The organism is Bacteroidota bacterium (genome assembly GCA_005882315.1).
In the GTDB taxonomy this organism is placed as follows: Bacteria; Bacteroidota; Bacteroidia; order Chitinophagales; family Chitinophagaceae; genus VBAR01.
On record VBAR01000001.1, the window covers coordinates 781,066 to 795,415 of the forward strand.

13 protein-coding genes are annotated in these 14,350 nt (G+C 37.5%); 1 reads left to right on the top strand and 12 read right to left on the bottom strand.

Annotated elements, in window-relative coordinates; translation table 11 throughout:
* Positions 1-11: 11 nt before the first annotated feature.
* The 6 genes from E6H07_03125 to E6H07_03150 form a co-directional block, all read right to left on the bottom strand.
* Entirely contained in the window at positions 12-848 is an 837-nt protein-coding gene (locus E6H07_03125) for a phytoene/squalene synthase family protein (protein TMI64924.1), read from the bottom strand.
* 17 nt (positions 849-865) lie between these two features.
* Complete coding sequence (gene crtI / locus E6H07_03130; GenBank protein ID TMI64925.1) at positions 866-2,338, bottom strand: phytoene desaturase; 1,473 nt, start codon at positions 2,336-2,338, stop codon at positions 866-868.
* 12 nt (positions 2,339-2,350) lie between these two features.
* A complete protein-coding gene (locus tag E6H07_03135) occupies positions 2,351-2,851 on the bottom strand; it encodes an RNA polymerase sigma factor (protein ID TMI64926.1) in 501 nt (166 codons plus the stop codon).
* A gap of 105 nt (positions 2,852-2,956) precedes the next feature.
* The gene (locus E6H07_03140) at positions 2,957-3,841 is read right to left on the bottom strand and encodes a MerR family transcriptional regulator (GenBank protein ID TMI64927.1); all 885 of its coding nucleotides are present in this window, start codon (positions 3,839-3,841) and stop codon (positions 2,957-2,959) included.
* Between the two features lie 46 nt (positions 3,842-3,887).
* The gene (locus tag E6H07_03145; protein ID TMI64928.1) at positions 3,888-4,565 is read right to left on the bottom strand and encodes a hypothetical protein; all 678 of its coding nucleotides are present in this window, start codon (positions 4,563-4,565) and stop codon (positions 3,888-3,890) included.
* Positions 4,566-4,626: 61 nt separating this feature from the next.
* Positions 4,627-5,826, bottom strand: coding sequence for a glycosyltransferase family 4 protein (locus E6H07_03150; GenBank protein TMI64929.1), 1,200 nt, complete (start codon positions 5,824-5,826; stop codon positions 4,627-4,629).
* 56 nt (positions 5,827-5,882) lie between these two features.
* Here E6H07_03150 and E6H07_03155 point away from each other — a divergent pair, with 56 nt between their 5' ends.
* The gene (locus E6H07_03155; protein ID TMI64930.1) at positions 5,883-7,235 is read left to right on the top strand and encodes a hypothetical protein; all 1,353 of its coding nucleotides are present in this window, start codon (positions 5,883-5,885) and stop codon (positions 7,233-7,235) included.
* Here E6H07_03155 and E6H07_03160 read toward each other — a convergent pair.
* The 6 genes from E6H07_03160 to hisF form a co-directional block, all read right to left on the bottom strand.
* The gene (locus tag E6H07_03160; GenBank protein TMI64931.1) at positions 7,212-8,300 is read right to left on the bottom strand and encodes a glycosyltransferase family 4 protein; all 1,089 of its coding nucleotides are present in this window, start codon (positions 8,298-8,300) and stop codon (positions 7,212-7,214) included. The genes E6H07_03155 and E6H07_03160 overlap by 24 nt on opposite strands.
* A gap of 4 nt (positions 8,301-8,304) precedes the next feature.
* On the bottom strand, positions 8,305-9,537 hold the full coding sequence (locus E6H07_03165) for a glycosyltransferase family 4 protein (protein TMI64932.1): 1,233 nt from the start codon (positions 9,535-9,537) through the stop codon (positions 8,305-8,307).
* Position 9,538: 1 nt separating this feature from the next.
* Positions 9,539-11,443 carry an asparagine synthase (glutamine-hydrolyzing) gene (asnB, locus tag E6H07_03170; protein ID TMI64933.1) on the bottom strand — a complete coding sequence of 635 codons (1,905 nt, stop codon included), beginning with the start codon at positions 11,441-11,443 and terminating at the stop codon, positions 9,539-9,541.
* 1 nt (position 11,444) lies between these two features.
* A complete protein-coding gene (locus E6H07_03175; protein TMI64934.1) occupies positions 11,445-12,278 on the bottom strand; it encodes a hypothetical protein in 834 nt (277 codons plus the stop codon).
* Between the two features lie 204 nt (positions 12,279-12,482).
* Positions 12,483-13,592, bottom strand: coding sequence for an N-acetyl sugar amidotransferase (locus tag E6H07_03180; protein TMI66454.1), 1,110 nt, complete (start codon positions 13,590-13,592; stop codon positions 12,483-12,485).
* Positions 13,585-14,349 (bottom strand): imidazole glycerol phosphate synthase subunit HisF, encoded by a 765-nt coding sequence (hisF, locus tag E6H07_03185; protein TMI64935.1) that lies wholly within the window; start codon positions 14,347-14,349, stop codon positions 13,585-13,587. The genes E6H07_03180 and hisF overlap by 8 nt, the downstream gene beginning before the upstream one ends.
* Position 14,350: the final 1 nt, after the last annotated feature.

The window sequence follows — 14,350 nt, forward strand, 5'->3', positions numbered from 1 at the left end:
CTGCATTTTAATTAAATCATCCCCGTATGATTTTTTACACTTGCCCGTAATACAATTATGAGTTTTTTATAATCGGGTATACGTATGCGGGTTTCAAGAATAGTAGAATGATGCAACCGTTTTATTTTTTTAAATAAAGACATATAATATTTATAAGCTACATATACCCCGAATTTTGCCTTTAGCGGTAACTGTAATATCCCCGTTAATGCATTCTGAAAATCTTTTTGAATATCTTCCTCTATTTCTTTTTTCTGACGTTCTGTGAAATTATTGAAATCACATCCGGGAAAATAAATTCTTGACAAGCCGTTGTAATCTGCTTTTATATCCCTCAAAAAATTCACTTTCTGGAATGCAGCTCCCAATGAACGGGCCGGGTTTTTCAGTTTTTCGTAGAGTTCTTTATTCCCACTACAAAAAACATAAAGGCACATCAGCCCGACTACTTCTGCTGAACCATAAATATATTCTTCGTAATCATTTTGGTTATAATATTGTTTGGATAGATCCATTTCCATACTATGCAGGAATGCATCAACAAGTTTCAGATCAATATCAAATTCTTTTACCGTTTTCTGAAAACTGTTGAGTATCGGGTTCATGCTAATACCTCTCTCAATAGCATCATAAGTTTCTTTCTTAAACTGGGCCAGTAATTCAGATTTATTATGTTCATGAAAAGTGTCAACAATTTCATCAGCAAACCGGACAAACCCATAAATATTATAAACGGGCTGGCGCAGATCCTTATGCAGCAGCCGGATGGCCGATGAAAAAGAAGTGCTGTACCGCTGTGTAGTAATGCGGCTGCAATCTTCGCTTACTTTATGAAACAATTCAATCATACAATGAATTTAATCTTTTAACCGAACGTTTTAAGAACTTCTTTTGCTACTACTTCACCACTTATCAGGCTAGGTGGTACACCCGGGCCGGGTATAGTTAATTGACCTGTGTAAAAAAGATTTTTCACTTTTTTGCTTCTGCACTGCGGCCTGAATATCGCTGTCTGCATCAGCGTATTTGCAAGGCCGTAGGCATTGCCACGGTACGAATTATAATCATTTACGAAATCCGAGACCGCATAGGTTTTTTTATATACAATAGTCTCTCTTATTGACTGACCGGTATGTTTTTCCATCCTATCTATTATTCGGTTGAAATATTTTTCCCGCAGTTCTTCTGTATCATTTTCCAGGCCAGCCGCCACAGGAATCAGAAATACAACGGCCTCACTACCCAATGGAGCAACCGAACTGTCTGTAACAGAGTTTACACTTACATAAAACAACGGTTCCGTAGGCCATTCTTTTGTTGTATAAATTTCTGTAGCATGTTTATCAAAAGGCACATCGAAGAATAAGGAATGATGCAAAACATTTTTCAACTTTTTATTTAACCCTACATAAAACAGCAAACAAGATGGCGCCATTAGTTTTTTGTCCCAATAGGTTTTTGTATAACTCCTGTTCTCTTCTTTTAGCAATTCCATTTCTGTAAAATGATAATCTGCTCCGCTGATGACTGCATCGGCAACATATTCATCCTTATTTGTTTTAACTTGTTTTGCAACTCCATTCTCTACAACTATTTCCTCCACGTTTTCATTGAAATGAAATTTTACGCCAGTTTCCAAAGCTAGTTTATACATTCCTTCTACCACTGCATACATGCCACCCTGCGGGTACCATGTGCCGAGTTTGATATCAGCATAATTCATCAGGCTATATAATGCAGGAGTATTTTCTGGTAATGCACCAAGAAAAAGAACAGGAAACTCCATCATCTGTTGCAATCGTGGATGATGAAAGTATTTTTGAATATGTTTTTTAATAGAATTAAAAACATCAAGCCTAAACACACCTTTTATAAAATCCCAGTCAAAGAACTCTGTTATTGAAAGTCCCGGTTTATGTACCAGTTTATTTATACCGGTCTCGTATTTGAACTCAGCTTCTTCAAGAAATTTATCTAATCGTTTGGCACTACCCGGTTCAAATTGCTCAAATATATTTCTCAATTCTTCATAAGATGCAGGAACATTTGTAAATCCATCGTCCCAGTAGATCCTGTACGATGGATCTAATCTCTCTAATTTATAATAGTCTTCAACTTTTTTTCCAAAGAGCTTAAAATATCTTTCAAACACATCGGGCATCCAGTACCAACTCGGGCCCATATCGAAAGTGAAACCATTTTCCTTTAATTGTCTTGCTCTTCCTCCTGCTGTTCCGTTCTTTTCAATCACAGTAACATCCCACCCGGCTTTTGCCATGAATGATGCAGCTGATAAACCTGCAAAACCGGACCCAATAACAATTATTTTTTTTGCCAATGAATGCTGTTATTAATTTCTTTCGATCTGTTCTTTCAGCAATTTACGGGCAAAATGAATTCGGCTTTTGATTGTTCCAAGTGGTTCATTCATTATATAGGCAATCTCATGATATTTATATCCTTCGAAATATAATTTAAACGGGTGTCTGAAAATACATGGTAAATTGTTTACTTTTTTTTGAATATCCTTGAACAGAATATTTGACTCGGTGTTATTGAATGTCAGGTCTGGGATGTTAAATAGCTGATAATCTGCTGTAGGATCATGAAAAACGATATTCCGACTGACCCTGCGACGATATTCATTAATAAAGGTATTACGCATTATTGTGTACAACCATGCCTTGATATTGGTGCCTATATTATACTTATCCTTATTTGCAAATGCTTTATAGAGTGTTTCCTGGTAAAGATCTTTAGCCTGTTCATTATCCCTTGTCAGGCTAACAGCAAAAGGCTTTAAGGCCTCTGAAGTTTCCAGTACGAGATGATTGAATTCTGTTGTTGACATAAAATTTTGTTTAACAAATTCAATATAAAATTAAACAAGAAATATGCCCCGGATAACGTCTGTTTAAGAGATAGCTTGATAAATAAAAAAATGTTGAACAGAAGATCAGGTGGAAAGTGAGGAAATATACTCCATAACCTGGCTTAGTGATTTTTTAAGCTGGAAACCTACGGGAGGTGGCTTTTTATAATGCTGGGTAATATAGCCGGAGATAATAACCGGTATTTTACCTGAATGGAGTTTTAAATGCTGTAAGTATTTATCGAGATTGAACTTTGAAGACGTAGAGGTAAGATGCATATAGATCACATCTGGTTTCAAACTTCTGATCACAAATGCCGCATCCTTCAATGGAATATTACTTCCTAAATAATGAACCTTCGCTCCCCGTGATTTTAATAAGTAATAAACAAAGAGAAGTCCCAGTTCATGATATTCCGACTCGGGCAGGAACAATAAAAATGTTTTGTTCAGCTTGTAATGCGAATGTGAACATTCAATGCCATTGATCAGTTTGCTGCGGATAATATTTGTAACAAGATGCTCCTGTGCAGGGTTGATATTATTAGTAAGCCAGAGTATCCCGATTTTCTCGAGAAAAGGAAAGATCAGTTGGTTAATTGTTTTTTCAATCCCTCTTGAATGAATATAACTGTCAATCTGTTTTTCGAATTCATCCAGTTCCAGCGTTGAGAGATTTGCGATCAGTTCATTGATCAAGCGGTCACGTTGTGCATTTACATCGCTTAGCGAAAGAATTTTTTCCTGCATTTCCGTTTCCGTCATCCTACTGATATGTGAAATCTTAAACCCGTTCTTATTAAGCAGGGAAATATTCAGGATATGTCTTAACTCATCAGAAGAATAGCGGCGGATATTCGTGCCGGTACGGGTGGGTTTAATTAAGGAATAACGCTGTTCCCATATTCGAATGGTATGAGCTTTTATTCCGGAAATAGTTTCCAGGTCTTTAATAGTAAAAGTATCCATGCAATTGTAACAAAGTAAACTGCCGATTGTTTGAAGCCGGGTAAAATTAGAACAAATTGGGATTCATGATCTTTCCGTTTTCAATCAGCTTTTGCAAGGGGGAAGTAATGTGGGGATTGGAAAGTGCTTCGATATGGCGAAAATGATGAACATCGGAGCCGAGAAGATTATAATAACCTTTCTTGATCAGGTATTGAGCAAGTGTATTAGCAGATCTACCATAGTAGCCGGACAGGGAATTAATATTCAGCTGAAAGTAATAGCCAGCGTCCTTTAATTCATCATAAAAATCCTTCGCTTCTTCAAAATAAACATAGCGTTCCGGGTGTGCAATAATGGGTTGATAACCCTGCATCGTCATTTCAAACAAAACCTCTTTAATATTAAATGGTTGACTTGCCAGTGAAAATTCAACTAAAACCAAATTATCGTGTATAGTAAGAAGTTTTTCTTTCTGGCTAAGCAACTTTTCTACATGGTCATCCAGGAAATACTCTGCTGCTGCATTTATCTCAACATCCATTCCTGCTGTCTTTAAAGCGGAGCGAAGCAATTCAAGTTTCTCATTGATAATTTCAGGAGTATTTTTGTACATCTCCCACATAATATGTGGTGTGGTAATAAATTTTTTATAGCCCAGCTTCATCATTCTGCTTATCAACTCCAGTGATGCGTCCAGGTTAGGAGAGCCGTCATCAATTCCAGGCAGTAAATGAGAGTGCATATCAGTATGAATACTCTCATAAATACCGTGGGAAGAATTCTTCTTTGATTTGAATAACGAATTAAACATTTTTTCTTGAATCTAATAATTCATTATAGAGCTTCGACATGTCTTTTACAAGACGTTGGTAAGAAAATTTTTCAATAACGTGTTGTACGCCGGATCCTGATAATCGTTTACGCAATTCATGATCGTTTACAAGAGATAGCAGATTCCGGCAAAACTGCTGTTCATCATCAATATCTGAAAGCAACCCTGTAATATTTTCATTTACCACTGTTTCAATTCCCCCGACCCGTGTAGATATTACTGGTTTACCTGCCGCCTGTGCTTCTATCAGGCTTACCGGGGTTCCTTCATTTAAAGATGTTAGTGCTATAATGTCTGAACCTGCATTTATATAATCAATATCTTTTCTCCATGAAGTAAAAACCAATTCATGCGGATGTTCATTGCTTTTTTCATCTGAAAATTTTATGCCATAACCTGATGCCTTTTGCTCTAGTTCATTTCTTGTTTCCCCATCACCCACTATAAAAGCTTTAAAACGTGTCGCTGTATTTTCTTTCAGAAAACGAATTGCCTTTAAAAATAGATCATGATTTTTTACCGGAACCAGTCGCCCTGTTATTGTGATCACAATTTCATCATCCCCGATATTAAACTCTGCTCTGAATTTTTTTCTCTTATTTTCCTGGTCTGCCTGAAATTTATCGAGGTCAAGACCAAGTGGTATGATCCGGAATTTATTTTCAGGTGCAATTTTAAATTTATTTACCAGCTCATTCTTCTGTTCATTGCTGATCGCAATTATAGCATCTGATTTGCGCCCCAGGTATCTCTCGATATTTATGAAAACATTATTTTTAATTGAATTAAAATACGAATGAAAAACATGGCCGTGAAAAGTATGTACCACAACCGGTACATTCATGGATTTAGCAGCCAACCGGCCTAATGCCCCCGGCTTTGCAGCATGTGTATGAACGATATCAGGTTTAAATTGCCCGATCAGTTTTTGTAACTGCTTGTAAGAATCATAATCTTTTCTTAGATTAATCGACCTTGACATATTGGATATGAACACCGGCTGAATGCCTAATGAGTCCGTTACAAATCCTGCATCTTTTTCATGATCTTCCCTTTCCCCAGCCACCAGCATTGTTTCAAATTCGGGTGACATATACTTTGTAAGATAGGATGCATTTAGCAATGGCCCTCCAATAACTAATCGGTTTAATATTCTCAACACTTTCGGCATTTCAATATCAGTATTAATTTGAGTCGTTACACGGCTTTCTTTTATTTTTGCTGCTCATGCAATTTATCACCTTATTTGATTATGTACTGTTGCCATTTTACCTGGCAATTATTTACACAATTGCGTACAGGATCAGGAATAAAAAATATCCAAAGACCCACCCGCTGCACAAATACTATATACCCGGACTAACAGTAAAGGTAATCGGGGCTATTTTCGTCAGCCTCATCTACCAGTATTATTATGGCGGCGGTGATACTTCTGAATACTTCAGGCATGCACTTGTTATCAATAGCAGTGCCAATGATTCAATAGGAAAGTGGTTTGGCTTAATTACACATACGGCCGACTGGAATGATCCTGCTTATTTTGATTATATCTCCCAAATGGAATGGTACCAGGATCCTTCTTCCTATTTTGTTTGTGCTTTTACTGCTTTTATTAATGTCTTCACTTTTAATAGTTACCTGCCTACTGCTGTCATCTTTGCTTTTCTTTCATTTACCGGTATCTGGGCATTGTTCAGAACATTTGCAGAAGCCAATCCCAAACTTGTTAAGCCGATTTCTGTAGCCATATTATTTATACCCAGTCTTTTTGTATGGGGTTCAGGAATTTTTAAAGATACTATTTGCATGTTCAGCCTCGGTTGGTTTACTCATTGCACTTTTCGTATGCTGGCTCAGCGTGATTTTTCATCAAAAAATATTTCACTGGCTATATTTAGTTTCATATTCATAGCAAAAGTAAAATTATATATACTTCTTGGGTTTGCGCCTGCCCTTTTTACCTGGATATTATTCAGCTATTCTCAAAAAATAAAAACACCTGCCGTAAGGGTTTTTGTAAAAGGGATTTTTATTATAATAGCTGTTGGAAGTTTTGCATTCTTCTTACAACAGTTTGGCAATTTACTCGGTAAATATTCGCTTGAAAAAATTGCTGAAACATCTGCAATCACTAGAGACTGGATCGGCTATATGTCAGATGTTGACCAGGGATCTGGTTATGATTTGGGGGATTTTTCGCCGACTATCGGAGGCATGCTATCAAAAATGCCGGCAGCTGTTAATGTAACATTGTTCAGGCCTTATATCTGGGAAACCAAAAAAATTATTGTGTTTTTAACAGCTATTGAAGCCTTACTTTTTTTCTTTGCCACGTTGAAAATACTTTTTGTTATCGGTATAAAAAAAACGTGGCGCACTATAAGCGGCGATCCAACAATTCAATTCTGTCTTATCTTTTCTATCATCTTTGCTTTTGCTGTTGGTATCTCTTCTTATAATTTCGGCGCACTCTCCCGTTATAAAATTCCCTGTGTTCCTTTCTATGCTATGGCATTGATCCTGATCTATTATAAAAACCGCCCCTTGAATAAACCTTTAATTCCTTTTATCGGGATCTGATCTAAAAAGATTTATGAAAACCGGTGCATAGGCCTTTAAACTGTAGGATGCATTTATTTTGTTTCTTCCCGACAAGCCCATTCGTTTCCGTTCTTCTTTATTATGAATTAAATAATTTAATCCGTTTATCCAATCTTCTTGTTTCGAACACAACATTCCGTTTTCTCCATGTTCAATTATTTTTTTATTCACTCCCACCGGTGATGCCAGCGCCGGAATTCCCAATGACATATACTGTATCAGCTTAAACCCGCATTTGCCTTCACTCCACTCATCATCCTGCAACGGCATCAACCCGATATTTATTTTTTGCAGATCTTCTATTTCTGTTTTTTCATTCCATGGAATAAACCTGAATGAAGAAATAATGTAGTCCGGACTTTTGTCTGATATTACAATAAACTCAAAATTGTTTTTTGTCTCAAGCTCCCGGATTACCGGCACCAGTTCATCCAGGTATTTTAGTGTAGAATGACTACCGGTCCACCCAATCGTTATTTTTTCAGCATCATGGTTTGTTAACCTGTTATGCTTATCCGTTGTATCCACACATGTAGGTATGAGGACTGTGTTGCGGTTATACTGTCGTGCATATTTGCATAAAAAATCATTGCCGCCAACAACAAGATGGGCCCATTTACAGATATATTTTACTTTCCAGAAAGCTTTGAACCAGGAAACAATTTTATTTTCTGCTGATGTATTGGGTATCCAGATGGCATCATCAAAATCATAAATGATCTTTTTCCGGAACAGTTTGCTGATAACCCATTCAAATACCGGCGGGCCTAGCGGAGCTGCTTCACGATGAATAAATACAAAATCATAACCGCCAAGACCAAATAATATTTTCACCCATCGCCTGGCATAACCTCTTATCACTCCCATTAATTTAGAAAGAGTACCACCATTTTTGTATAAGGTGGCCCATGCTGCTTCATCTAAAAAAGATTGTATGCTATATTCAATTTTGTTCTTATCTAGTTCAGGTAAAAATAATTCTACCCTGAACCGTTGAGAAGGAGCCTGGTGAAGCGGGTATGGAACTAAAAAAAGGATCTTCAAGTGTCTATTGAATTTTTAAAACAGCTTTATAAACTTCGTCATATCGCTTTATGCCTTCTTCCAGCGAAAAAAATTGCCGGGCTCCGTTGCGGATCTCTTCATTTGAAAAATTCTTGCTTACTGCATTTACCACACGGTCATATTCGATGTCGGTAAACTCATTCACCAGTTCCCCTGAGTGATACTTATTCACAACATAATCCGTGTCTCCCACCTTGCTATTACAGATAACAGGTTTACCCATCGCCATTATTTCACCCTGCTTGGTTGGCGAGGATGCTTTTTTTGAATAAACAGGTTTGATAAAAAATAAGGAGTAATCACAAAGAGAGATAAAACCGGGCATTTCATCCCGTGCAGCTTTCACGATTCGTAAAGCTGGTTCCATGATACCGGCTTTTTCTGCTTCCTGTTTAATCATTTCAGGGTCATCACCGGTTATAAATAAAAAAACACTGTTTGGGTTTTTGATCACCCATCGTTTAAAAAACGCAAGCATCTCAGGTAACATATACCAGGTGCCAACAGAACCTATATAAGAAATAACAGCTGCCTTATCAGGGATTCCAAGCTTTGCTTTTAAAGCAGCCGTTTCAGAAGTATCTATTTTTTCGGGATTGAACAATTCAAGATCAACGCAACAGGGAATTATTTGTATGGGAACCGGTTGTTTGGTAATACCGGTCCAGGAATGAATTTCCTGTTTTGCATGAGTGGTAAGACTGATCGTATGATCTGCTAAACTTAAAAATTGTTTTTCTTTTTTTTTGAAATACCGGTATATCAATTTAAAAACAGGGTTATTTAAATTCCACAATTTTCCATCCACCCTTTCATCGGCCCAGAAACCACGCATATCAAACACCAGTTTTACATTCCATTTTTTTTTCATCCACTCACCGGCCAGCATGGTGATATAACTGCGGCAATGCACCAACTCAAATTTCTTTTGCTGATGTAGTGTCTTTATTTTTTTTCGTAAGGCAACTATATCTTTCAGCGTGGAAAGAACGGGTGGTGTTTTGGTATAGGGCAGCGGCTGCCAGTCAATCGCATTATCAGAACAGATCTTTTCAACAACGGCCTTATTTTTTTCTAGTTTCTCCGGTTTCTCAAAGCTTACCAATGTAAACTGGTATCCTTTTTTACTTAAGCCTGCCAGGTAAGGTAATACCTGCGACTGACCCAAGGGATCTGTCATGCCATCATATGATAAATAAAGAACCTGCTTCAACATTTTAAACCATCCATTTTTTATACCAGAGCTGAAACATCAGCAAATGCCAGATCTTAAGATATTTTTCTTTCCGGCCGCTAAAAAAATCATTCATCAACTTTTCCACTTCATCCTCATTGAAAAGATTATGCAGGCGTAGTGCCTGTTTACCCAGGTTCTCAGCTACCAACTCCTTTAGTTCGTTGGCCAACCAGGATTCAACAGGGATCCCAAATCCCATTTTTGGTCGCTCCATCATTTCCTTTGGCAGGTGTCTATGCACTATCTGCTTTAGGATATATTTTTTTTGCCCTTTGTAATACTTGTACTCTGATGGTAACTGTGCGGCCCATTCAATTATTTTCTGATCTAAAAAAGGTTCTCTTCCTTCCAACGCAATACTCATAGAAGCCCGGTCAACTTTTTGAAGAATATCATCCACCATATAAGTCTGGTAATCGATAGCCATCATAAATGAAAGGGGATCATAATATTCTTTCTTTAATTCGGTGCTGGTATGCAATGAGCTGAGTTGATCAATGGTAGTGTTAAACAGCGATCTTATTTCTTTATCAGTATAAACAAGATTCAAGTTTTTCAGTAACTCAGCAGTAGAAGGATTGTGCAAAAGGTTTTTCAGTTTATCATACCGGCTATGAAAATTTGCTTTATTACGTAACCAGGGTATGCTTTCTGAAGATACTTTTTCCATAGTAGCTGCCGCCAGCTTTCGTATCGGTTTTGGAATGGATTGCAATTTTTTTCCATAGCGTCCAATCAAATCATATCGGTTATAGCCTGCAAATACTTCATCCCCAGCATCGGCAGATAAAGCTACCGTAACTTTTTTCCGGGCCAGCCTGCTCACCAGTATAGTAGGTATAGCACTGCTATCGGCAAAAGGCTCATCATAATAATATGGCAGGTCTGGAATAATATCCATTGCTTCTTTATATGTACAATAAAATTCGGTGTGATCGGTTCCAAGATGCTGCGCAATTTTTTTTGCAAATGGAGCTTCGTTTAATTTACCATCGTTAGTGCCGATCGTAAATGTTTTAATTTTTTCGGTGCTGTTTTTCTGCAGCAAAGCTGTAACACAACTGCTGTCATATCCACCGCTTAGAAATACTCCGACAGGTACATCGGCCACCATCCGGTATTGAAATGACTGGCTGAGTATCTTTTCTGTTTCATCAATTGCATCGGGCAGGCTGATAGCAAGTTTAGGTTTGTTGTAATAATCATACACATTCCAGTATTGTTTTACCTGCAGCGAACGATCTGTAAGATTCAGCTTTAATAAATGACCAGCCGGTAGCTTGTAAGTATCTTCAAAAATGCAATGCGGCGAAGAGACATATCCATATTGTAGAAAAGAAGCAGCGGCATCCCTGTTAATTTTTCTGCTGAAAGCCGGGTGTTGCATCATTCCTTTAAATTCGGAAGCAAACAAAAAGCTACCATCTTTAAAATAATAATTAAAAGGCTTCACTCCTGCCCGGTCCCTGATACAAATAAATTCATTATTCTTTTCGTCGAACAATACAATGGTAAACATTCCCCGCCACTGATCAATTGCCTTTTCACCCCATTGACGCCAGCCGTGTAATATCACTTCACTATCTGAATGGGTTTTAAATTCATGCCCGAGTTTGATCAGTTCATCCCGTATCTCATTGTAATTATAGATCTCTCCATTAAAGATCATGTGCAGCCCATCATAATGCATGGGCTGATTGGCAGCTGTACTTAAATCAATTATCGACAAGCGACGATGCCCAAGCCCAACCTGGCAATGATTGGTCTGTTGAAAATGTTCGCCCTGGCCATCAGGCCCACGGTGCTCAACGGATTTAGTCATCCGGCTCAAAATTTCAAGTGAGCTTTTATTATTGAAATCAATAAAACCAGCTATACCACACATATTATTTTGTCTTTTTAGAAAAAAAACGTTTATCGAGATATAAATATAAAATAGCAAGGAAGATCCATAGCGTATAAGATAGGATCTGCGTTATCCGTTGAAACAATCTTGCATTGGCACCCGGCAACTTTCTCTCTTTACCATACTTGTAGGTAGAATATAATGCCAGCACATTTTCTTTTTTATCATTGGGATAAGCTGCTACCAATAATTCTTTATTCTCATTTAGCTCCTTTATGCTCGGCCTGTTATATTTATCCAGCAATTCTTCATCGGGCTCCCGGTTGGGATCATAAAAATGCCAGTCACCATTAAATTTTATTTCATAACAGAAATGACCACCGATCAATGTATCATAAAACCCCACAGCTCTTACTAAATATCCTTTTTCCATCAGCACCTTCATCCCTACAATTGATTGCTGACTGCAGGCTGCTGTCTCGTACTCTAAAATATCATCGGGTACAACAATGGCAGATAAATTTTTATTCAGCATTGGCGCTATCAGCTTGGCAACATAGTTATGCCCAAACCGGTACCAGGAATAACCATGCTGAAATCGGTACCGTATAACCTTCGAAACCAGGTTTGCATATTGTGCAGAATCAGAATGTGATTTTATTTCCTTTCCAAATACTGAATCACAGAACCCGATAAACTTATCAACTGAATTTAACCTTGACAGGGAGGGATCAACAATGTCTGAGGAATATCCGGTAACCGAGTTCTCTTTAAACCGTGGGAAGAATTTAACCGTTACTTCCATTAATGCCACCTGGAAAAACAATGATACAATAAGAGCAAGACCAAAATTTACAACTTTTATTTTCAGCATATAAAATTAAACCAGTTAACTATTATAAATAAACCTGAGTTTTTCAAAATAACCTGACCAGGAAGTGAGGCTTTTAACATGTGCCCGGCAGTCATCTATTTTATTTTCATCATAGTTTTTAACTAATGATCGCAACATTTCGACGCATTTTTTACAAAGATGAAAGCAAATAGATATATTCTAGCTTTAAAAATCACGGTTGGGTTAAGAAAAGTATTTCCGGTATATCTTGTAAATAAAGTTTAGCCTATTTTCATCATTAGGATATTCAAAATAATATTTACCCGGCAGGCTTATGATATTTTCCAGTTCTTCCCTGCTGATGGACAACTTTTTAGCTATATAATCCTTTTCTTTTTGAATTTCTTCTTCATTGTAAGCCGGTGCTTTTAAAGCAATCAAGGCTTCTTCTCTTGTTATTTTTCCTGCACAGATCTGGCTGGAATAGGTTGCCTTCCTGTAATCAAGATCAAATTTTTTAAGAAGCAGGTAGGATTGCACAAATTTCGTAAATCTCGACTCATGGTGCTTTGATCCATAATCTTTCCACCCCAATTCCTCTTTCAGGATCGTTATTGCATTCGACTTATCATAATCCACATAATTCAACGGGTAAATGATCTTTATGCCTTTAATGAATTTATAATAGATCTCCAGGGTGAAATCAAAATGAGGGAACTTCCGAACCTTTTTCGCTCCGAAAGTCCTGGTGATATAATCAAAGTACACGGTGTCCTTTGCATCGTAATGCCACATTTTTGGTAAAATTCCTTCAGTTGCCAGGTTTCCGCCACTGATAATATATTTCACACCATTTTTAGCGGCTACTCTATGTAAAGCTCCCTGTATGGCAATATCAGTGGGTGTTTCAATTTCAACAACGGATGCTTTTAAAAAAGCAAGTTGGATATCACGAAATTCTTCCCAGTCAAGTACAAAACTTTGGTAGTCGAAATTCAGCCTGCTCGCAATATTCTTGATATTGATGATCGCATTATCTGAATTCCAGCCATTATCCAGGTGTACCAAAAGAGTACGTAATCCAAGTTTTTTTAAAACGTAAGCTGTATAACAACTATCAACACCACCGCTTATACCCAAAACAACATCGTATTTTTTACCCCGGCCCCGTTTTTTTATTTTATTAATAATTTTTTCGAGATTTTTTTTCCCAAACTTTTTACGATTAGCAAGCTTTGCCTGGGTTATAAACCACCCTGTACAATGGTTACACACCCCGTTCTCATCAAAAACAATCTCAGGGTCAGTAGTATCCATTACACAACGTGTACAAACCTGGTAAGTTCTATTCAGTATCATTAAAATTAAAATCCTTTTTTTCAGGATAGTTGATTAAAACACCTTTGTTCCTATCGTAATAAACAAAAATGCTGCCTGCTGCCAATCCGGTTACATGCGTTTCAACATAGGTTGTCTTAAGATCTTCTAAATTCCCGGCGCCTCCCAAAGCCACAGTCGGAATATTAATGTTCGTGGCAATTCTTTTTATAAGAGAAAGGTCATAGCCATTCATTTTCCCGTCTCTTGAAATTGATTGAACGATGATTTCACCGGCGCCATTTTTTTCCATGAGCCTGGCAAATTCTAATGGATCAATTCCCGAAGGTTTTGTTCCATTTATTGTCCACACCTGTTCCTTCCCAAAAAAATTCTTCTTTACATCCATACAAACCGTAATTGTAGAAGATCCAAACTCATTAGAAGCTTTGGTTATAAAATCAGGATTACTGGCGGCATAACTGCCAATGATGACTTTCTCTGCTCCCGCCCTGATCACATCCTTAATTTGTGCGATCTGCCTGATCCCACCTCCCACATTAAAAGGCATATTTGACTCCTCGCCTATCTCCCTGATAAGATCCAGAGAGATCAAACGGTTATTCCTGGTTGCGGATATGTCAAGAAAAGTCAACTCATCGGCTTCCAGTTCGTTGAATATCCTTACTGCATTTAAAGGATCACCGATATACTGATAATCACGGAAAGAAATTGACTTAACAAGGTGGTCGTGATTTAGCAATAAAACAGGGATCACTCTTGGCCGGAACATT